At 66.1% G+C, this 20421-nt stretch carries 22 protein-coding genes; 13 read left to right on the plus strand and 9 right to left on the minus strand.

Annotated elements, in window-relative coordinates:
• Positions 1-37 precede the first annotated feature (37 nt).
• The 4 genes from V9F06_03025 (at position 38) to V9F06_03040 (ending at position 3652) form a co-directional block, all read left to right on the plus strand.
• Complete coding sequence (locus V9F06_03025; GenBank protein MEI2616601.1) at positions 38-778, plus strand: hypothetical protein; 741 nt, start codon at positions 38-40, stop codon at positions 776-778.
• A 91-nt stretch (positions 779-869) separates the two neighbouring features.
• Positions 870-1376 carry a hypothetical protein gene (locus V9F06_03030; GenBank protein MEI2616602.1) on the plus strand — a complete coding sequence of 169 codons (507 nt, stop codon included), beginning with the start codon at positions 870-872 and terminating at the stop codon, positions 1374-1376.
• Positions 1377-1392: 16 nt separating this feature from the next.
• The gene (locus tag V9F06_03035) at positions 1393-2340 is read left to right on the plus strand and encodes an LLM class flavin-dependent oxidoreductase (protein MEI2616603.1); all 948 of its coding nucleotides are present in this window, start codon (positions 1393-1395) and stop codon (positions 2338-2340) included.
• A gap of 88 nt (positions 2341-2428) precedes the next feature.
• Positions 2429-3652, plus strand: a complete 1224-nt coding sequence (locus tag V9F06_03040) for an acyl-CoA dehydrogenase family protein (protein ID MEI2616604.1) — start codon at positions 2429-2431, stop codon at positions 3650-3652.
• Positions 3653-3664: 12 nt separating this feature from the next.
• Here the strand turns inward: V9F06_03040 and V9F06_03045 are convergent, their stop codons facing one another.
• Entirely contained in the window at positions 3665-4825 is a 1161-nt protein-coding gene (locus V9F06_03045) for a Xaa-Pro peptidase family protein (GenBank protein ID MEI2616605.1), read from the minus strand.
• A gap of 224 nt (positions 4826-5049) precedes the next feature.
• Here V9F06_03045 and V9F06_03050 point away from each other — a divergent pair, with 224 nt between their 5' ends.
• The 3 genes from V9F06_03050 to V9F06_03060 all read left to right on the plus strand — a co-directional run bounded on the left by V9F06_03050 (position 5050) and on the right by V9F06_03060 (position 6871).
• The gene (locus V9F06_03050; protein ID MEI2616606.1) at positions 5050-5484 is read left to right on the plus strand and encodes a c-type cytochrome; all 435 of its coding nucleotides are present in this window, start codon (positions 5050-5052) and stop codon (positions 5482-5484) included.
• A 75-nt stretch (positions 5485-5559) separates the two neighbouring features.
• Entirely contained in the window at positions 5560-6405 is an 846-nt protein-coding gene (locus V9F06_03055) for a hypothetical protein (GenBank protein MEI2616607.1), read from the plus strand.
• Positions 6341-6871: a GNAT family N-acetyltransferase gene (locus tag V9F06_03060; protein MEI2616608.1), complete on the plus strand. Its 531-nt coding sequence runs from the start codon at positions 6341-6343 to the stop codon at positions 6869-6871. The genes V9F06_03055 and V9F06_03060 overlap by 65 nt, the downstream gene beginning before the upstream one ends.
• 78 nt (positions 6872-6949) lie before the next feature.
• On the opposite strand, the gene V9F06_03065 is transcribed toward V9F06_03060, so the two are convergent.
• Together V9F06_03065 and V9F06_03070 are read right to left on the minus strand one after the other, a co-directional pair.
• Positions 6950-8011, minus strand: coding sequence for a M20/M25/M40 family metallo-hydrolase (locus tag V9F06_03065; protein MEI2616609.1), 1062 nt, complete (start codon positions 8009-8011; stop codon positions 6950-6952).
• Positions 8008-9705 carry a helix-turn-helix domain-containing protein gene (locus tag V9F06_03070; protein ID MEI2616610.1) on the minus strand — a complete coding sequence of 566 codons (1698 nt, stop codon included), beginning with the start codon at positions 9703-9705 and terminating at the stop codon, positions 8008-8010. Before V9F06_03070 ends, V9F06_03065 begins: the two co-directional genes overlap by 4 nt.
• A 189-nt stretch (positions 9706-9894) precedes the next feature.
• Between V9F06_03070 and V9F06_03075 the strand changes: the two genes are divergently transcribed.
• The 3 genes from V9F06_03075 (at position 9895) to rpmB (ending at position 12980) form a co-directional block, all read left to right on the plus strand.
• Positions 9895-11520, plus strand: a complete 1626-nt coding sequence (locus V9F06_03075; protein MEI2616611.1) for a PLP-dependent aminotransferase family protein — start codon at positions 9895-9897, stop codon at positions 11518-11520.
• 154 nt (positions 11521-11674) lie between these two features.
• Positions 11675-12631, plus strand: a complete 957-nt coding sequence (locus V9F06_03080; GenBank protein MEI2616612.1) for a tyrosine-type recombinase/integrase — start codon at positions 11675-11677, stop codon at positions 12629-12631.
• A gap of 124 nt (positions 12632-12755) precedes the next feature.
• On the plus strand, positions 12756-12980 hold the full coding sequence (gene rpmB / locus V9F06_03085) for a 50S ribosomal protein L28 (GenBank protein ID MEI2616613.1): 225 nt from the start codon (positions 12756-12758) through the stop codon (positions 12978-12980).
• An 88-nt stretch (positions 12981-13068) separates the two neighbouring features.
• On the opposite strand, the gene prmC is transcribed toward rpmB, so the two are convergent.
• The 3 genes from prmC to thpR form a co-directional block, all read right to left on the minus strand.
• Positions 13069-13998: a peptide chain release factor N(5)-glutamine methyltransferase gene (gene prmC, locus V9F06_03090; protein MEI2616614.1), complete on the minus strand. Its 930-nt coding sequence runs from the start codon at positions 13996-13998 to the stop codon at positions 13069-13071.
• A gap of 90 nt (positions 13999-14088) precedes the next feature.
• Positions 14089-15171, minus strand: a complete 1083-nt coding sequence (gene prfA, locus V9F06_03095) for a peptide chain release factor 1 (GenBank protein MEI2616615.1) — start codon at positions 15169-15171, stop codon at positions 14089-14091.
• Between the two features lie 60 nt (positions 15172-15231).
• Entirely contained in the window at positions 15232-15867 is a 636-nt protein-coding gene (gene thpR, locus V9F06_03100; GenBank protein ID MEI2616616.1) for an RNA 2',3'-cyclic phosphodiesterase, read from the minus strand.
• A 128-nt stretch (positions 15868-15995) separates the two neighbouring features.
• Between thpR and V9F06_03105 the strand changes: the two genes are divergently transcribed.
• Positions 15996-16520, plus strand: a complete 525-nt coding sequence (locus V9F06_03105; protein MEI2616617.1) for a peptidylprolyl isomerase — start codon at positions 15996-15998, stop codon at positions 16518-16520.
• Here the strand turns inward: V9F06_03105 and V9F06_03110 are convergent.
• Positions 16517-17011 (minus strand): hypothetical protein, encoded by a 495-nt coding sequence (locus V9F06_03110; protein ID MEI2616618.1) that lies wholly within the window; start codon positions 17009-17011, stop codon positions 16517-16519. The genes V9F06_03105 and V9F06_03110 overlap by 4 nt on opposite strands.
• Positions 17012-17110: 99 nt before the next feature.
• Between V9F06_03110 and pheA the strand changes: the two genes are divergently transcribed.
• Positions 17111-17953 carry a prephenate dehydratase gene (gene pheA / locus V9F06_03115; protein MEI2616619.1) on the plus strand — a complete coding sequence of 281 codons (843 nt, stop codon included), beginning with the start codon at positions 17111-17113 and terminating at the stop codon, positions 17951-17953.
• On the opposite strand, the gene V9F06_03120 is transcribed toward pheA, so the two are convergent.
• Positions 17917-18888, minus strand: a complete 972-nt coding sequence (locus tag V9F06_03120) for a class I SAM-dependent methyltransferase (GenBank protein MEI2616620.1) — start codon at positions 18886-18888, stop codon at positions 17917-17919. The genes pheA and V9F06_03120 overlap by 37 nt on opposite strands.
• Positions 18889-18973: 85 nt before the next feature.
• Here V9F06_03120 and V9F06_03125 point away from each other — a divergent pair, with 85 nt between their 5' ends.
• The gene (locus V9F06_03125; protein ID MEI2616621.1) at positions 18974-19201 is read left to right on the plus strand and encodes a hypothetical protein; all 228 of its coding nucleotides are present in this window, start codon (positions 18974-18976) and stop codon (positions 19199-19201) included.
• A gap of 164 nt (positions 19202-19365) precedes the next feature.
• On the opposite strand, the gene V9F06_03130 is transcribed toward V9F06_03125, so the two are convergent.
• Positions 19366-20409: an LLM class flavin-dependent oxidoreductase gene (locus V9F06_03130; protein MEI2616622.1), complete on the minus strand. Its 1044-nt coding sequence runs from the start codon at positions 20407-20409 to the stop codon at positions 19366-19368.
• Between the last annotated feature and the right edge of the window lie 12 nt (positions 20410-20421).

A 20421-nucleotide genomic window follows, 5' to 3' on the forward strand; every position in this document is an offset into this window, starting at 1 on the left:
TGCTATCCTCTCGCGGGAGGGTTGCCGGGAGATGGGGATGACCAACGATGACGCGGGCGACCAGCAGGCGCGGCGAGCCTGGCTGGATCGCGAGCGGGACGATTGGGTGCGCTCCTTCGTCGGGGCGCTTGATGATGCGATCCAGCACCTGCAGCAGATCATCTTTGACGAAGGCTGGGACAGGCTCGTCGCCGAATATGGCGACGAAGAGTCGGCGCTGCGCGAGAGTGTTCGTCATTACGAACGCGGTCTGGCCCACCTCTTCGGCTTCGTCCGAGCCTGCGGAACGCTGGCCGATGATGTCGCCTGGTCGTCGATGAAGACCGAGTACCGCCGCTCCGCGCTGGATGCTGGCGTCGAGCTGACGCTCCGCTCCGCGTTGGAAACCGGCCTCTATGCCGCCGAGCAGGCGCAGCTGGGCGGCCACGATGTCTGGCTGGCCTGGACCGACGCGCTGATGCTCTTTCTCTACCAATGCGCGGCCAGCGCTCCGCCGCACCCCGGCCCAGCAGCCTCGCAGGACGACGAGCTTCTCTGGGCCTACGACGTGCTCCAGCAGATTGAGGAGCATGATGCCTTCCACGCCGCGCTCGCTGCGTACCTCGCCGATCAAGCTATTGGACAGACGGTCGAGACGCTGACGGGGGAGCCGGTCGCTGTCATTGTCGAGCACGAAGCGCGATTGCTCTCGTTGCAGCGGTTCGATCTGATTCTCAACACCGGGTTGGCATGGCTGGCCGGCGCGGCTGCCCGCACTCCGATCGACTCGTCCGACTGAACGACCTGCCGGCCGCCCCGGGCTGGAATACTTCGGCCGGGAGGAAAGCGAGACCATGCGTGTGAGACGATCGACGGGACGACGAGGCTGGGTGAGCGTGGCGCTGCTGGGGCTGGCGGCGTTGTTGCTGGGCGGGTGCGCCGGATACGGTGGGAGGACGGTCGGCAAAGACGGCGCGGATGCGCTCGTCAAGACGGAGGGCGAGCACTGCGCGATCACCCTGCCGACGGGCTGGACCTGGTATCCCGCCAAGTGGACCGCCGAATCGCCGACCGGAACGCAACTGTCGTTCGACGAGATTATCCTCGGCCGGCCGCAGAACCCCGACTGGAGCGAGTTGCGCCAATCGACGATTGCCGATGTCACCCGGCGTAACCCCAGCGCGGTGATCGAAGCGGATGATAGCGTGATCCGGATCGACTACGGCGCGGCCGGCGGGCTCAGTGTCATCCGACGCTTCGACCGCATCGGCTGCCGGCTGGCGTTCAGCAACAGCCGTGGCACTCGGGCGGCCGAGGCGCAAATCTGGCAGGGAATCATCGATTCGCTGGAGCGCGCCAGCCCGACGCCGAACTTCACACCGTCGCCAGAGGATTGATCGGGAAGGAGGCTGGATGATCGCGACTGGCTCGATTGCCGAGCGGGTGGGCCTGAATCTCCGGCGCACAACGCCGGCCCAGCAGATAGGCCTGATCCAGCAGGCAGAACAGGCCGGAGTCCAGGGAGTCTGGATGACGATGGGCGCGCTGGCTGCCGATACGTTGTCGATTTTCGCCGCGGCAGCGATGGTCACCCAACGGGTTCGGATGAGCTCGGGCATCGTCCCAGCTTTCACTCGCCACCCGCTTGGGCTGGTGGGCCAGGCGGCAGTGCTGGACGATCTGGCGCCCGGACGGGTCCGGATTGGCGTCGGCACGAGCCACGGACCGTCGATGGCGGCCTATGGGCTGGACCTCGATCGCCCGCTGGACTGGCTCGATGAGTACCTGCGGGTTGTTCGCGCAGCGATGCAGGGCGGGCGCGCGACGTTCGATGGACGCTGGTTCTCGATTGACGCGACGCTTCCTGCCGCCACAGACGTGCCGCTGCTTGTCTCAGCACTTCGCCCGCGTGCCTGGGAGCTGGCCGGCGAGCTGAGTGATGGCGGGATCTCCTGGCTCTGCCCGATCGATTACCTTACGGGCGAGGCACAGGCGGCGCTGCGCCGAGGCGCGGAACGGGCCGGGCGCGCGACACCGCCGCTGATCGCGCATGTCCCGGTTGCGCTGACAACCGACCGCGCCGCAGTCCGCGCCGCCGCCAGCACGCAACTGGCGACCTATCGCAGGCTCCCGTTCTATGCGCGGATGTTCGCGGCAGCCGGCTATCCGCTCACCGGCGATGGCGAGTTCACCGACGGGCTGCTCGATCACCTGGTCATCAGCGGGAGCGACGACGAGATCGCGCGGCAGCTGGCCGAGCGGCTCGACCTGGGGCTGGACGAGCTAATCGTCGCGCACCTGCCGGTTGCCGACGCCGCCGCCGAGGAGCGGCGGCTGATGGCGCTGGTCGGGTCGCTCTAGTGGGCCGCAGCCGCTGATCGAACGCCGGGTATACTGCCGCCAGGACGACAGTTGAGAGCGTTTCGCCCCTGATCTGGAGATGATGACGATGGATCTGCGCTATACGGCAGAGGACGAGGCGTTTCGGGCGACGGCGCGCGCATGGCTGGCGGAAAACACGCCGCGAGAGCCGCTGCGGACGGTAGCCGGGAAGAAGGCCTGGCATCGTCGACTTTATGAGGCCGGCTACCTCGGGATGGGCTGGCCGAAGGCCTATGGCGGGCGCGAGGCGCGACCGCTTGAGCAGGCGATCGTCGTCGAGGAGATGGCGCGAGCCAATGCGCCGGCCTCGATCAACTGGGCCGGCCTCGGTCTGGTTGGCCCGACCCTGATCCACCACGGCAGCGACGCCCAGCGCGAGCGTTATCTGCGCAACATCCTGCTCGGCGATGAGGTCTGGTGCCAACTCTATTCCGAGCCGAATGCCGGCTCCGATCTCGCCGCGCTGCAGTGTCGTGCCGAGATCGACGGTGACGAGTTCGTCGTCAACGGCCAGAAGATCTGGACCAGCACCGCGCCGGAGGCGGACATGGGCATCCTGCTGGTTCGCACTGACCGCGACGCGCCGAAGCACCAGGGCATCTCGTATCTGATCGTCGATATGCACCAGCCGGGGATCGAGGTGCGTCCGCTGCGGCAGGTGACCGGTATTGCCGACGAGTTCGCCGAGGTGTTCTTTACCAACGTCCGCGTCCCGGCCGATAATCTCATCGGCGAGCTGAATACCGGCTGGCGAATCGCCCAGACGACGCTCTCCTACGAGCGCGGCGGAGACATGATGGGGATCGTCGCCCGGCTGCAGCAGTCCTACGCCCGGTTGCTGGAGATCGTCCAGACGCCGCGAACCGATCGCAGCCGGCTGATCGACGACCCTGTCGTGCGGCAGAAGCTCGGACAGATCATGGCCGAGATCGAAGTGGTGCGCTACGCCGCGTTGCGCGTCGTCTCTGCCGCCGAGAAGGGCGGCCAGCCCGGGCCGGAGTCGTCGATCTCGAAGCTCCACTATTCCGAGGCGGACAAGCGCGTCTATATTCTGATCCAGGAGATCCTCGGCCCATACGCGCAGATCGTCGATGATGTGCCGGATGCCTATGCCTATCTCGTCGACGGTCATGGAGACGCGCACGACAACTGGCCCTACCTCTGGATGCATCCGTTCTCCGAGACGATCTACGCGGGATCGTCGGAGATCCAGAAGAACATCATCGGCGAACGCGTCCTCGGCCTGCCGAAGGAGGTCCGCGCCGACCGACTGGCGCGCCAGGGCGCCTAGCTGCTGAAAGCCTCAGAGGTCGAGGACGCGTAGGTCATGGCTGGTGGCGTTGAAGTTCTCGCCGCCGTCCGGTGTGACCATGACGACATCCTCGACGCGGATGAACGAGCCGTCCTCCATGAAGACGCTCGGCTCGATCGTGAAGCACATTCCGTCGCGCAGGACGGTGTCGTCCCCGTCCAGGAGGAACGGCGGCTCGTGGACATCCTTGCCGATCGAGTGGCCGAGCCGATGGATGAAATGCGGACCGTGGCCGGCCTCGCTGATGATGTCGCGGGCGACGGCGTCGAGCTCCGCCGCCGTGATCTGACCGTCGCGCATCGCCGCGATTGCGGCCGCCTGGGCGCGGATGACGAGATCGTAAACCGCGCGATGCTGTTCGCCCGGTGATCCGATGAAGACCGTGCGGCCGAAGTCAGAGCAGTAGCCATCCTTGAGCATGCCGAAGTCGAAGGCCAGCGCCGTCCCGCGCTGAAGCGTGCGATCCGTCAGATGGTCGTGAATCGATCCCTCGCGCTGGCGATCGCCCCCTCCGATGCGGATGCCGGTGTGGAACGAGACGAACTCGCCGCCGTGCTCGGCAATGGCCCGGTCGATCAACCAGGCGATATCACGCTCGGACATCCCTGTCTCGATCCGCGGGAGGATCGCCTCGTACACCTCGTCGGTAAGCCGCGCGTTGCGGCGCATGACGGCGCGTTCCTCCTCATCCTTGATCGCTCGCATCGGCCCGATGATCTCGGCGGCGTTGATGAGCGCTGCCTCCGGCGCGGCGCGGCGCAGGTCGATCACCGTCTTCGCCCACGCGCGCTCCCCGACGGCGATGTCGCCGGCCCCTCCTCGAAGCTGGCCGGCCAGGCGCAGCAACGCGCCGGTGTAGTCGTCCGGCTCTCCGAGCACCAGTAGATCCGCGACCCATGGCTTGTCGCGTAGCTGGGCTTCCATCCGATCGCTGCCCATGCGCGGCTCGATGATGACCGGGCCGGCATCAAGGCCGAGATACATCCCGGCGACCCAGTCGCCTGGGCGATTGGACTCGGTGGGATTGGGTATGTCTCGGCAGATGCCCGTCAGGTATTCGAGGGCGCTGGATTCGGGCAGAAAGAGGAGGCCGATCCCGCGGCGGCGCATCGCCTCACGGACGGACTCGATTCGCGACGCGAAATCTGGCATGCTGCCTCCATCAGATGCATTTGACACGATCCTGCTGGCTGCCTATAGTACGTCAGGTTGTTCCAACACAGGCAACACAGGCAGACGAACTCCACGGGCGGCCCCGTGGATGCTGGGGCGACCGTCACGCCTGATATCGGCCGCATCGACCGGCGAACGACCGATGACCCGGCCACGGGGCCGATGAGCGGACCCAAGATCGCTCGGAAGGAGCAACCGTCACGATGAAACCGACCCCTCGGCGATGGATGCTTGTCTTCGTCGCGGCACTGGCGGCGATTGTCGTTGCCGGTTGCGGCAGAGTGAACCTCGAGGATCTCACCCCGGCGGTGGCGCGGACGGAGATCGCCGGCACCGCTTCCGCGATCGCCAATGCGCCGACGCCGACGCAGATCGACGCTCCGAGCTCGGTGATCGACGCGTTTGCCAACGCCGACATTGCCGGCGGGAGTGCCCTCTATAACACCTGGTGTTCTGGCTGCCATGACGGCGGGCGCGCCCAGCCGGTCAAGGGCAAGGTGCTCGACCCCGCCGAATGGATCCCCAAGCTGCGGGCGAACTCCGGCGCGGCCGACCCACACAAGCCAACCTACACTGAGATGGAACTGAACGATCAGCAGATGACCAACATCCTCGCCTACATCGCCTCCGTGAAGTAACGGCCGCGCGCCCGACAGCGTCCGGTACAATCGGGCAAGTGTCGGTAGACGCAGGCTGGGTGGGGGCGATAATCGATGGTGATCTTCCCGATCGTAGCGGCGATCCTGGCATTTGGTTGTGCCGCCGCCGTTGCGCGTGACTATCTCGCGCGGCCGAGGCCGGCCGGCCTGGTCTGGTCAATCGCCTTTGCGATCTTCGGTGTCGCTGCGCTGTGCGAGGTGATCGGAACGCTGTCCGGCTGGACACCGCTCATGGCGCGCATCTACTATGTCCTTGGCGCGACGCTCGTCGTTGGCTATCTGGCCCTCGGCGAGCTCTACCTGCTGATGCGGCGCTTCTGGGCAGACAGGGCCGCCGGAGTGATGATCCTCCTCACCGCGCTGGCGGTCTCATTGATCTCGCAGACTCCAATTGGCCCGAACGTCGTCGATGAGGGGTGGCGCGCGCTCGAGCGTGGCCCCGGAATGACCGCGATGACGATCGGCATCAACTCAACCGGCACGGCGATTCTCGTCGGCGGTCTGCTGTATTCGGTCACCTCTTTCCGTCGCAAGCGGATCATGCGCAACCGGATGATCGGTCTGTCGTTGATCGTGGCCGGCACACTGGCCGTCGCCAGCGGCGGGACGCTGACCCGGCTGGGAAGCGACCAGCTGCTCTACATCGCGATGTCGATCGGAATCGCGCTGATGTTCGCTGGCTACCTCTGGACGCGCAAGCCCGACGCCCGGCCTGTGGCGGCGCCCGGCGGCGCCAGCGGCGGCGCCTGCGGCGGCGGCGAGCGCGCCGATCGCGTTCCACGTCAGCGAGTCCGCCAGCGCGGCGTCAACAGCCGTCGATGGCAGCGAGATCGTGATGGTGCGCCTGACGCTGGAGCGGGCTGCCGACGGCGCATGGCGGCTTCTGTCCGGCGAGATTGAGGGCAGCAGCCCAGCAACACTGCGCCCCGAGGTTCGGCTGCGTCCTGTCGTGGCTGGCGACGTGGCGATCTTCTACGATCGCCAGACCGACCCGGAGGCCACCAGGATGGCGGCCCTGCCAGCGCAGGACAAGCCGTCGTTCGACGCTCGCTGGGCCCGTATTCTGGCGGACGAAGGGATCGTGAAGCGGGCGATCATTGTGGATGGCGTCGTGGCCGGCAACATTCTCTGCTTCGACGTGCTCGGCGAGCGCCACCTCGGCTACTGGCTCCGAAGTGAATACCGGGGCCGGGGGATTGCCGGCCAAGCACTGTCCGGGTTCCTTACCGAGATCCACTCCCGCCCGCTCTATGCCAGCGTCGCCACCTGTAACGACACCTTCCGCCGTGTCCTGGAGGAATGTGGCTTTACCCCCGTCGTCTCCGAAAGCGGGGGCGATGAGACACTCTACGAGCTGCGCAGCTGAGCTTCACCGGACGAGCACATCGGGGTTATGCAAGGCCAGGTTGGCGACCTGACCTTGCTTGCGATTTCAGCGGAACGGCTACGCTCGCCGGAGATCCGTGTCGACCCCGAGCCGACGAGTGAAGCCGGCGATGACGGCGGCGCAGTTGTCCAGGTCCGTGAGGCTGACGATCTCGCTGGGCGAGTGCATATACCGATTCGGAATCGAGACGAGGCCGCACGGGATACCAGCTCGCGCGTAGGCGATCGCGTCGGCGTCGGTGCCGGTTCGCCGTGGAGTTGCCTCGATGGTGTGCGGGATGCCATCGGCCTGTGCCGCATCGACCAGCATCCGATGGACTCCCGGATGAACCGCAGAGCCGCGCGCCAGAGCGGGCCCGCTGCCCAGCTTGCAGATTCCATTGCCGCGCACGTCAGCGTCGGGGTGGTCGGTCGCATGGGTGACATCGATGACGATCGCGACCGCCGGATCGAGGTGGAAGGCGCTGGTGTGCGCTCCGCCGAAGGTGATCTCCTCCTGCGCGGCGGCGACTGCCCAGACGTCGGCGGCCGGCCGCTCGCCTACGCTCAGCTTGCGTAGCGCCTCCAGCGCGACGAACGCGCCGACGCGATTGTCGAGCCCCCGGCAGGCGATGAGGTCATCGCCGAGTGTCAGTAGCGACTGCTCGATCACGCCAGGATCGCCGACCGAGACCTTCGAGCGGGCGTCGTCGCCATCCTTCGCGCCGATATCGATCCAGAGGGTGCGGATCTTCGAGACCTTGTTCATATCCTCTTCGGTCATCTGGTGGCGCGGCTTCTTGCCGATCACCCCGACGATCGTCCCGCCGGACCCGAGGATGCGAATACGCTGGCCGACCAGCACCTGGTCGTCCCATCCGCCGATTGGCTGGAACCAGAGGAAGCCGTCGTCGTCGATATGCGAGATCATGATGCCGATTTCGTCGATATGGCCCTCGATCATCACCGTTGGGCCATTGCCGGCGAGCCGCGCGTAGGAGTTGCCCATCGCGTCGACGACGACCTCATCGGCGAATGTCTCTGCTTCCGCGCGCCAGGCGCGGGCCGCCCCTTCCTCGAATCCAGACGGGCTGGCGGTTGCCAGCAGGCGTGTCAGGAAGGCTCTCGTCTCGTCGTTCACTCGTCTCTCCCCCAGCGTCGAAGGTCTGTGCCGGCCGGGGCCATCCCGCCGGTTTCGAGCGCGCATCGTACCATGCTCCCTCGAATCGTCAGCCGGCCGCCACAGTGAGGGAGCGGAGATCGAAGCGCCAGCCGGAGGACAAACCGGGTCTGCGGATCATCCAGGTCGTAGGCGCCAAGCTCGGCGACGCGCTGGAGCCGGTAGGCGAGGGTGTTGCGATGGATGCCGAGCGCGTCGGCAGTCGGCGCCAGCGCACCGCCGTGGCGCAGCCAGGCCTCCACCGTTGGGATGAGCTGGCTGCGTCGCCGACGGTCGTGCTCTTCGAGGGGCCCGAGGATCGCTGTCGCGAATCCTGCCAGGCGCGCGCGCAGGTCGTTCGGAGATGTATCGGCCCCGGCTACGATCGGAAGGAGCAGGCCAAAGACGCCGAGGCGGCTCGGGTCGTCGGCGCGAATCAGCTCGCCACCGAGCAGGCCGGCCGTGGCCAGCCGAGCCAGGATTCTCGTCTCCGCCAGCGCTACCTCGGCGGACGCGACCGACGCCACTGGCTCGCTGACAACGATCCGCGCCTCCGGATCGGCGCGCTGAATGCGTCGGATGGCGGAGGCGAGGTCGACGAGGGTGATGTCGAGATGATCTTCGTCGGTGATCAGCGCGGCGAACTCGTGCTCGCCCAGCGCCGCGGTCGCGCGACCCCTCTGGTCCGAAAGCACCGAGCGGGCGCGGTGCGAGAGGCCGGCAGTGGGAGAGGTGAAAAGCGCCACCCGGGCTGGCCTGGTTGGGTCCAGCCCGATCATCCGGGCGCGGCTCTCGGCAGCGGCCTGGCTGGTGAGATGTCCGGTCAGCAGCTCGGCAACGAGCGGCTCTCGCGCGCTCCACTCTCGCCCTCCGCCGTCGGCCGGCAGCGCCTGGGCAAGCACAACCTCCAGCGTCGCCGCGATCTGCGAAGCCGCCAGTCGTTCCGGTTCGCTCGACGCGTCCGGCGCCAACCCGATCAGCAACGCCATGGCGCGCCGCTCCCCCGTCTCCGCGCCCGGCTGGATCGGTTGGAGAAGCCAGCCGTGGCCCTCGGCGCCGATCAGTCGTGGTTGATCGCCGGCGCGCAGCCCGGCGGCGATCGCGGCTGGCTCAACCGGACAATCGGCGGGGGCATCCTGTGAACGGGCAACGACCGCGCCATGTGTCTCGACCAGCAGCAGCGGCCGTTCGATGACGCCGCGCACGGCATCGAGCAGCTGGCCGAGCCCGGCCCCTGAGATCGTGGCGGTCGACAGCGCTCGCGAGAGGTCCGAACCGATCCGATACAGCTCGGCGCGCCGTTCGATGATCAGCCGGTTCAGCGTCGACTCAGCGTTGTGAGGGAACGTGCCGCTGCTGATGAGAAGCGGCACGGCCACCTGCGTTTCGCTAAAGCCGGGGTCGACCATCAGCGCGGCGATTGGCTGCCCGGTCAGCGCCCTCACCAGCGCCGCGCTGTCCATCATCTCCGACTCGCGCACCTGTTCCAGCAGCCGAGGCGGCGCAATGACAATCTCGCCTCCTCGCAGCGGCGGCAGGATCGGCGCTGCCGCGCGGATCGTCACCGCCCAGGAGACGTTAGCGTCGATGCCAGCGTCCATCGGCTTGCCGGCCGGCGCTCGGTACGTCAGCCCACGCTGCCAGTGGAGGATGTCGTCGATGGTGATGTCGGCCATGTCTGAACCCCCACGTCCCAGGCCCCGCGTCTCATTCGCCGACGAATATCATGTCTGTGCGCGACGCACAAGTGGATGCATCCACCTGCCCCTGTTACCGGCTAATCTGGCAGCGAAGACACCCAATGTGCCACAATGGCTGGCATTGGCACAGGCCATTGTTCCGGGAGGTTGCCAGGGAGCGCCGCAATGCACGTCATCCTCGACCGCGACGGTCCAGTTCCAATCTATCTCCAGATCGCTCAGCAGATTCGCCAGTCCATTCTGGACGGAGAGCCGGCCACCGGCGCGCGATTGCCGCCGGAGCGGCGGTTGGCCAAGCTTCTCGGAGTCAACCGCACAACCGTCGTCAATGCCTACCGGGAGCTCGCAGCGGATGGGCTCGTCGCCGGGCAGGTCGGCCGTGGGACGATTGTTACCTACGGCGCGCCCGAGGCAGAACCGACCCCGACCGGATCTGGCGAATGGCCGCGTTACGACACCAACGGTGGGCGACTATCCGGCTACCTTGTCGAGGCTGGACGGTCGCGCGCGACGCCGATCCCGTGGGCGCAGCTCTTCACCGCCACGACCGACGTGATGGACGACCCGCTGCTTCGCGATGCGATGACTGTCTCGGCTCGTCCCGATGTCATCCGTCTGGCAACCGGCATCCCCTCGCCAGAGCTGTACCCGATCGAAGATATCCGCGCGATCTTCGATGAGGCGCTCGGCAATGCCGGCCAGACGCTTCTCCAGCATACGCCGACCGAGGGATACCCGCCGCTGCGCGACGAGTTGGCGCGCTGGATGGACCGCGCTGCCGCCGCGGCCGGCGCGCCGAGCTCCCTCGACCCGAACCATATCGTCGTCGTCGCTGGTTCCCAGCAAGGACTCTATCTGCTGGCCCGGACATTGATCGATCCCGGTGACCTGGTCGTCGTCGAGTCGCCGACCTACCTTGGCGCAGCGCAGGTGTTTCGCGCTGCCGGCGCGCGCCTGCTGACTATCCCGGTCGACCAGGATGGCATGCAGGTCGATCTGCTCCAGGAGGTGCTGCCTCGCCGCCGGCCAAAGCTGATCTATACCCTGCCGACATTCCAGAACCCATCTGGCGCCGTGTTGTCGATGGGCCGGCGGCTGCGCCTGCTCGATCTTGCCGCCCGCTACCAGATCCCCATCGTCGAGGATGATCCCTATGGCGCCCTGCGTTACGACGGTCGCACACTGCCGACGCTGTCGGCGATCGACCAGGCCGAGGGGCGGGCGAACGTGATCTATCTCTCGACTGTCTCGAAGATGCTCTTCCCGGGCTTTCGGATTGGCTGGGTATCCGCGCCGAAGCCGGTTGTCGAGCGCCTGACACTGATGAAGCAGCTGGTCGACCTCGACACCAACGCGCTTGCCCAGCGGGCAGTCTGGGCATTCTTCTCGCGCGGGCTGCTGGATCAGCACCTCGCCCGCGTCAACCGCGTCTATCCGCAGCGGCGAGACAGGATGCTGGCTGCCCTGGAGGAGTACTGTGGCGACCTCGTCACTGCCAATCGGCCGGAGGGCGGGATTTATCTCTGGTGCCGGCTGGCCGAAGGGATTCGAGTTCGGGATCTGTTGCCGGAGGCAGCCCGCGAAGGGGTGGTCTTTGCGCCCGGCGAATCGTTCCACGTCGATGCCGCCTCGGGCCGTGGGCGCTACGATATGCGTCTCAACTTCACCCTGCCCAGCGAGGAAGAGATCGACGAGGGCGTCCGCCGACTCTCCAACGCCATCCACCGTCTTGCCGACCGTCGCGAGGCCAATAGCCGCTACCCGCAGCCGGCGCTGACACCGATCGTCTGAGGAATAGAGAAGTAGTAGGGACCCGGCCCGACCATCCGGCTGCGCTGCTGATCGGCACAGCCCCGGGGAAGACGTGAGCACTCGCTGGCCGGCCCTTTGCTTCCGAACATCTGTTCCGCTACAGTAACGCCATCTGGTCGAAGCGAGGGGGACGATGACGGACGAGCGCGAGGACGAGATCGAGCGAGTGAGCCAGCCGCCACTGTTCGATGTGACTGGTCGGAGCAACTACGCGCCGCGGATCGGTGGAATCGGCGCGCTGACGCCACGGTCGTCACTTCCAGTTGCTCGCTACTGGTACCGCCGCTCGCTCGAGCAGGCCCAACACCCAAAGAACACCGTCGAGTCATACCTCTACGATCTGGCCATCTTCGAGCAAGTCATCGGCCCGAAGCCGATCGACGAGGTGACCTCGCGTGATATCGCGCACTACCTCGGCGAGGCCAACACACGCTCGACCCGCAAGCGCCGCCTCACCTCAGTGAGTCAGCTATTCAAGTGGCTCGTGGTGAGCGCGAAGATGCTGGACACCGATCCGACCGCGTCCTTCTACCCCGACCATATCCCGCTCAAGACGCCGCGTCCACTCTTCGAGACCGAGCAGCGCGCCATCCTCGACGCTGCCGCCGCTGACTCTTCCCGCGCGGTGATTATCGTCTGGCTGCTGTTGAATCTGGGGCTCTCGCGGGGGGAGCTACTGGCGCTGCGGCGCGATCACGTCGACTTCAGCGATCGAGACGCGCCGGTCGTCTATGTCTTCTACGATAACCCTCGCTGGCGCGGGAAAGAGCGTAAGCTGAGCGCCGCCCCCGAGCTGGCCGTGCTCTACGACGCCTTCGTTGCTGAGTACGTGCCGACCGATCACCTCTTCGAGCTACTGCCGCAATCGGTCAATAAGCTGGTCGAGCGGGTCGCCCGTGCCGGCGGGATCAGCAAGCAGGTCTCGCCCCAGACGCTGCGCGACACCTACGCCGTCGAGCGCGCGCGCGATGGGGCCGACGAAGAACAGCTGCTGACACTCCTCGGCCTGGCCGATGATTCTCGCAACCGGATGAGCGTCCGTCGCTACCTCAAGCTGGCCGCCCCGCCGGTCAATGCGCCGACCGTCTGAACGCTGATTGCCGGCCGGTTGCCGTCTCCTGTATCATTCCGGGTTGTGGCCGACGTTTCTTCCTGCCCGTATTCGGGCCGTCGGTTCGAGAGGGTATGAATCCGGACAGGGAGTAGGGAACGTTATGGCCGGCACATGTGAGATCTGTGGCAAGACCGTCACCTTTGGGCGCAACGTCAGCTTCTCGAAGCGGCGCACCAACCGCGCCTTCCGACCGAACATCCAGAAGACGCGAGTGCTCTCCAGCGGGCAGCTGACCCAGATTAACGCCTGCACTCGCTGCATCAAGACGCTCGCCAAGCCGGGCATCGAGCTGGATATCGACAAGGCCCGCAAAGCCCGCGCGTAACCCTCGACGCCGTAATCAATACCGGCCAACGGGCGCCCAACACGGGCGCCCGTCGCACGTTCACACGACATGAATCGCGCGGGGGCGATCACTCCGGGTTGCCGACGATCATGTAGCGCGCGTCTCCGGCCAGGTCTGGCTCGATCCGGGCTGGCCGGCCGGTGGCCTGCCTGGCAAATGAGACGGCGAACTCTCCCTGCGCCGGATCGATTTCGCCGACGAGCAGCCCCTCCGGCGTGAGCTGGTCGCGCGCCTGACGCAGCAGAGCACGATGCAGGTCGAAGCCGTCTGGCCCGCCGAACAGCGCGACCGGCGGTTCGCGGCGGGTCGAAGGGTGGCGCTGGTCAGGGCGCAAGTAGGGCAAGTTGGCGAGGATCAAGTCGAACGGCCCACGCAGGCCGGCCAGCAGGTCGCTCGCAACGAGATCGACCCGGTGACGCAAGCCCAGCCGCTCGCGATTCAGCGCGGCGACTGCGAGCGCCTCGCGGGAGACGTCGCTCCCGATGATCTGGACGTCGGGCCGATGCTTGCCCAGCTCCGTCGCCAGCGCGAGAGCGATCGCCCCTGAGCCGGTTCCGACGTCGATTGCCCGGCACGGCCCGGGGTGCGACGCGAGCCAACCCAGCGCCAGCTCGACGAATCGCTCCGTCTCTGGCCGCGGGATCAGGACCCGATTATCGACGCACAGCTCGATCGTGCGGAACCAGCGTTGCCCCAGGATATATGCCATCGGCTCGCCAGCCAGCCGACGCTGAAGCAGCTGCGCGAACAGGGTATCCTGCGCGGCCGGCAGCGGTTCGCCGTAGCGCATGAACACTCCCACCCGATTCAGCCCGGTTGCCTCACGCAGGAGCAGCTCCGCGTCGAGCTGCGGCGATTCGCTGGTGTCCTCCAGCCGCGACGTCGCGTCCTCGATGGCGTCCCAGATCGTGCGGCTCATCGGGACGAGGGCCAGGTGAGGAAAGGATGAGGGATGAGGAATGGGGGCCGGTGGGTGGAGGACGGGTGTGTCAGACACGTCGGTCTGACCCCTTGGTTCGCCCTTGTGCCCGTGCAGACCTCCACCAATCCACCTCTCATCCCATGTGCCTCATCCCCCATCCCTCCTCTATCCCCCCATTCCTGCCATCTGCAATCGCTCGGCCTGGTCGAGCGCCTGAAGCTCGCGGACGAACGTCTCGATGTTGCCGTCCATGACGCTTGGCAGGTTGCTGAGGTTCAGCTTCAGACGATGATCGGTGACGCGATCCTGCGGGAAATTGTAGGTGCGGATCTTCTCTGATCGATCGCCACTGCCGATCTGCGAGCGGCGCATGCCGCCACGTTCCGAATCGAGCCGCTGCTGCTCGATGTCGTACAGCCGCGTCCGCAGGACAGCCATCGCCTTGGCTCTGTTCTTCAGCTGTGACTTCTCATCCTGGCAGGTGACGACGATACCGGATGGAAGGTGGGTGATGCGCACTGCCGAGTCGGTCGTGTTGACGCTCTGACCACCGTGGCCGGTCGAGCGGAAGACATCCACGCGCAGGTCGTTGTCGTTGATCTGGATATCGACATCCTCGGCCTCTGGCAAGACGGCAACGGTTGCTGCCGAGGTGTGGATCCGCCCGCTCGATTCGGTGACAGGCACTCGTTGGACGCGGTGGACGCCGCTCTCGTAGCGCAGATGGCTATAGGCGCCACGACCGCGGACCTCGACAATCGCCTCCTTGATCCCACCGACGCCAGTCTCGTTGAGGGTGAGGATATCGGTCTTCCAGCCCTGTCGCTCGGCGTAGCGCGAATAGAGACGCAAGAGCTCGGCGGCAAAGAGGCCGGCCTCGTCACCACCCGTCCCGGCGCGAATTTCGACGATCACGTCCTTCTCGTCGTTCGGGTCTTTCGGCACGAGCAGGGCGCGTAGCCGGGAGACCAGCGGCTCGCGATCGGAGCGCAACGTACCCAGCTCATCACGGGCCAGCTCGGCCAGCTCCGGGTCGCTATCGTTGGCCATCGCCTCGGCGTCCGCGATCTGTCCCTCCAGTGCCTTCAGGTTGCGGAAGGCGACGACGACATCCTCGATCTCGGCGCGCTCGCGACCATATTCCATCAGCTTGTCGGGGTCAGTCGCGACGGCCGGATCGGCCATCATCTGGGTGAGCTCGTCGTAGCGGCGATCCAGCTCTTTGAGGCGGTCGAACATATCGGTCATTGTCTGGTCTCCTGATTCGTCAGTGGGCGGTCGCGGTCACGGCGGTTCCGTCGGAGGACGCTAGCCGTGGTCATCAATCTCGGGGATACCGCTGAACGACCATTCTCCGACCGTGGAATAGGTCGGGCCGGCCGCGCCGAGGATGCTCCGGACAAGCTGCAGCCGGTCGATCGTGAACGGGATCGAGGGGAGGTTGAGGCCGGCCGCTATCGCCGCGAAGCCAGTTGGCGCGGGCGCGCCATCACGCAGCCGTGCCAGCGTGATATGCGGCGCGAACGGACGGCTCTCTGGCTTGCCGAACCCAGAGGACGCAGCATCGACCCGCGCTGCCAGCGCGGCGAGCGGGTCGATCGTTCCCGCCAGGCCCAGCCAGATTACCCGGGGTCGGGCAGCCGACGGGAACGCGCCGGCGGTGGTCGTGCGTATGCGCAACGCCCCGGCGCCTGCGGCAACGGTTGCCAGGCGCATCGAGAGATCGGATAGTCGGTCGGTGGAGATATTGCCGTAGAACTTCAGCGTCAGGTGGGCCAGCTCCGGCTTCACCCACTTCATCGGCCAGCCACGGAGCGCTAGCGTCTCTTCAGCGCGACGCATGAGCTCCCGAACCTCGTCGCTGACCGGCACGGCGGCGAAGACGCGCCATGCGGCGGCCTCGCTCTGCGGTCTCTGTTGCTGTCGTTGTCCGCTCGTCACCATAACGCTCAAGTATAGTCGACTGACTTGGTTGGCCCCGATCGCGATAATCCATTGGCGCCTCGTGTCGCCAGTGACGCCGTGGGCCACAATGATGGGGTCGGCGTCTTAGAGCCTTGAAAGGAGATGGCATGGGGAATACGCGCGTTGTGATCGAGACGGCGCTTGGGGAGATCGTGGCCGAGATCTTCGAGGACCGCGCGCCGATTACCGCCACGAACTTCCTGCGATACCTCGATGCCGGCTTCTACGAGCATGGCCGCTGGTATCGCACGGTTGTGCCGGATAACCAGCCCGACACCGAGATCCGTATCGAGGTGATCCAGGGTGGCATCAACCCGGAGCGCGAAAGCGAGCGCTTCCCGCCAATTCCGCTGGAGCGCACGAGCGCCACTGGCCTCCAACATCTGGACGGCACGCTCTCGATGTCCCGCTTTGCGCCGGACAGCGCGCACTCGGAGATCTTCATCTGCATCGGGGACTGGCCGTCACTCGACTTCGGCGGAATGCGAAACCCCGATGGTCAGGGCTTCGCGGCGTTCGGTCGCGTCGCGCAGGGCATGGACGTCGTCCGGGCGATTCAGCAGTCTGCGCGGGACGAGCAACGCCTCGTCCCACCGATTGCGATCGACGTAATTCGCCGCATGGCGGGTTAGCGTCGAGCCAGCCGGTGGGCTGCCAGCCCGAGCAAGCCGAGAAGAACGAGGCTGCTGGAGATGTGCGGGATACGACGGGCCGCCCAGCGCGGCAGGAAGATGTCCGAGACGGTTCCGCGCTCTGCCCCCAGGTCCTCGACGATGCCCGTGAGCGGGCAACGGCCGCCGTTGGTAGTGATCACCACCGCCTCGACGCCGACTGACGCCAGCGCCAGCCCCATCCGGCGCGACCAGCGTCCGCGCAGACCCGACCACGCGAACCAGACAATCAGGCTGGACAGAATCAAGAAGATCAGCGTGTGGGCCAGCTTGACCGCCGTGATCACTTGTTGCTGCCAGCCACGCTCGACAATCGCCGGCCGGAGATGTTGCCAGACGCTCGTATCGATCACCGCGCCGAACGGCGCATCAGGCTTCGACCCTCCGTAGAGAGCGCCGATCGCAGATGTCAGACGCGTGCCTGTCCAATTGTGGGCGTCATCCCGAGTCATGGCCGTCTCCTCTCGGCGTCAGGGCGCGTCGCGTAAGCCTCGCGCCGCGTATACTCGCACCGTTCATCGTAATTGGCAGCGGAGCGGAGGCGGAGCAGGATGCGGATAGCGTTTCTCGGACCGGTGGGGACGTTCAGCGAGGAAGCGGCAATGCGTGTTGCCGGTGAGGGCGACGTGCTGATTCCGTTCGCGTCGTTTCCGGCCCTGATCTCGGCAGTCGAGGCGGATGTTGCCGATGTAGCTGTATTGCCGGTAGAGAACTCAATCGAAGGTTCCGTATCTGGGACGCTCGACCTGCTGATCCACGAGACAACGCTGCAGATCTGTCGGGAGGTCGTCATCCCGGTCCGTCACTGCCTGGTGACGGTCGCGGGGGCGGAGATCACCGGGATCAAGACGGTTCACAGCCACCCGCAGGCGCTCGGCCAGTGCCGCCGATTCCTGGAGCGTGTGCTTCCAAACTCCCACCAGACCGCGGCACTCTCGACAGCCGGCGCGGTCGAGGAGGTTGTCAAGCGGGGCGACCCGACCGTCGCAGCGATCGGTCCGGCCCGCGCCGCCGAGACGTATGGCGCGGAGATCCTGGCTCGAAATATTGAGGACAACCATCAGAACGTCACACGCTTTGTAGCCCTCGCCGAGCGCGACCATCCGCAGACGGGCAAGGACAAGACCTCATTGACCATTGCGGTGCGCAGCAACGTGCCGGGCTCGCTCTTTGCCGTGCTGGAGGAGTTGGCCGCAGATTCGATCCAGATGACTCGTCTGGAGAGCCGGCCGGCCAAGAACGTGCTCGGCGAGTACTACTTCCTGATCGACATCGAGGGCCACCGGCTCGATCCGCAGATTGCCTCGGCGCTGGAGCGGATGCGGGCCAAAACCGATATCTTCAAGGTCTTCGGCTCCTATCCGAAGTTCGCCGAGGAGACGCCCGAAGACTGACACGCGGCTGGCGACGGTGCTCGTTGCAGGACGAGCCGGAGGTACGCGAGATCGCCACTCCGGAAGCCGCTGTTCATCATGGTTCCTTCGAGAGCCATGAACTCCCGCGTGGGTCCGCGCAGCAGCCTTGGCGAATGTCGCTCGACGATCTCTTGCATTCTCCGCGAGTTGTCCTCCAGAGAGCGCACGACATTCTCCGTTATTTGCTCTTCGTCGACGATGATGAAGCCGGCACTGTCGAGCTGGCGATAGAGGTCGGCTAACTGGTCCGCCTTGCGAAAGTCCGCGAACAGTAGATAGCCGGAAGGGCGAAGGACGCGATGCGTCTCGCTCAGGAACCTGTCAAAGTCGGGGTAGGCGTGTGACGACTCTATGTTGATTACCGCGTCGAAGGATGATCCGGGGAACGGGAGCTGCTCGGCGTCGCCCTGAATAAACCGCATCCGTGCGTCGTGATGGTTTGCGATACAGTGGGCGATCGCACGATCCGCGAAGTCGACACCGGTGACACTGCGCGGCGCCATCGACGTGAGCACGAAAGCCGCGCCGCCGCCGCGCCCGCAGCCAACCTCGAGGACGTCTTTCCCTGCGAGGTCAATCGCGCCCGCGACGACGCGGTACATCTGGTATCCCCACCGTTCCTGCTCCTTGCCAGGGGGCAGCGTGAGGCTGTTCGTCGCGCCGGCCGGCGCGTATCCATAGTTCATGACCGAGACGGTTTCCGCGACTCCGCGCCGGTTCACGAACTCGTAGAGCAGCCTGTTCGCCGGCCGCATGGCGAGAGTCCCGAATCCTGGAATCAACCGAAAGACGATCGTCAGGAGTGAGATGACGGGGCGAATGCGACGAGCGCGACGTTGCTGGGCGATCGGAACCGCCACAACGCATGCGAGGATGCCGGCCAGCACCCCCAGCCCGAACCGTTTGATTGCCATCGGTTTTCACCTCGTTCTTCTCGAGTGCCTTGCCACGGCGACCACAGGACGCGAACCCGAGCCGCCGTTCGTCGAGGAGAGATGGGTGGAGGAAGATAAAATCTCGTTGGCCGGCAGCCAGATCGTCCCGCGCGGATACAGCCGGAACGTTCGCTCTAACAACCCGAGCCAGCGACGTTGGGGCAGAATCATCGCGCCAGCACGGTATAACGCATATATTGTGCCACCCCCGCGTGTGCGACAAACAACAACCGGCTGGTCGCGGACAACGTCGTCGATCGGGATCGTCGGGAATGGCGGTATGGCGACATAATCGTATGGTGAGCATCCGGTCCCGGCGACGGGGCCGGGGCAGACCGTGATTACCCGGAGTCCGTGCTGGCGCTTCTCCGCCCAGAGAGCCTCCCCGAATCGAAGGAGGAACGCCTTGGTGGCGGCGTAGACTGCGGGAGAGATGGCATCGACGCGCTCCTGAGGCTAGCGCAATGGCGACCGTGCCGCAGCGGGCGTCTGGTCGAGAATTTCCAGCACGGGCGCGAACGCCTCGATGCCGGCCAGGCTGTTCGGCCGGAGCCGCACCTGGACTTCAGAGACGCCAAGCGCGGCGAACACTCGCAGATCGCAAGCCAGCTCCTCCGGCGAGCCGGACAGCGCGGTGACGTTCAGCTTTGCGAGTCGGGATACGATCCGCTCGGCCTGGCTATTGAATCGAGAACGGAACCGTGTGGCCGCGTTGGATGGCACAGCCTGGACCGCGATCGAGCGCTCGATAGCGGTGGAGTTCCGGCCAACTTCCGCGCAGGCAGCATTGAGCCGGTCCAGAAACGGGATTGCGGCGGACGGCCGGCTATCGCCGAAGATGAGCCAGCAGTTCCACCGATCCGCGTGCCGGGCCGCCAGCCGGAGCATGCGGTCGCCGCTTCCTCCCATCATAATCGGCGGGCCGGCCGGTCGCGGCCCCGGCGGGCGCAGCTCCGCGTTGCTGACCTGGTAGTAGCGGCCGCTGAGATCAGCCGAGCCTTCCCGCAGCATCCCCCGGATGATGGTCAGCGCCTCCTCGAAGCGTGACGCCCGGTGGTCGAACGGGTAGCCGAACGCCAGGTACTCTGCTTCTCGCCATCCCGCGCCGATGCCGAGGACCAGCCGGCCGCCGCTGATCTCGTCGACCGTTGCCGCCATCTTCGCCAGCAGTGCCGGCTCGCGGAAGCTGGTCGAGCTGACGAGTGGGCCGAGCTCGACCAGGCTGGTTGTCGCGGCCAGCGCGGCCAGCAGCGACCAGCACTCCCAGGGTCCGAGCTTCACGACCGGACCGAAGCGCGTCAGGTGGTCGGAGACCCAGAGCGAATCGAACCCGACCTCCTCGGCGCGCCGGGCCATCGCCAGGATGTCGGTCCATCTGGGCGTCTGGCCGTCCATGTGGCGCTCGCCGTGGGGGAGGAAGAGCCCGATTCTCAGCGGCCTCGTGCGAGGGCATGCGGCGTTGGGATCTGTTGGCATGCCATGCTCCAATGCACAACGCATGTTCGCCTGGTC

The sequence above is a fragment of the Thermomicrobiales bacterium genome, assembly GCA_037045155.1.
Taxonomy (GTDB): domain Bacteria; phylum Chloroflexota; class Chloroflexia; order Thermomicrobiales; family CFX8; genus JAMLIA01.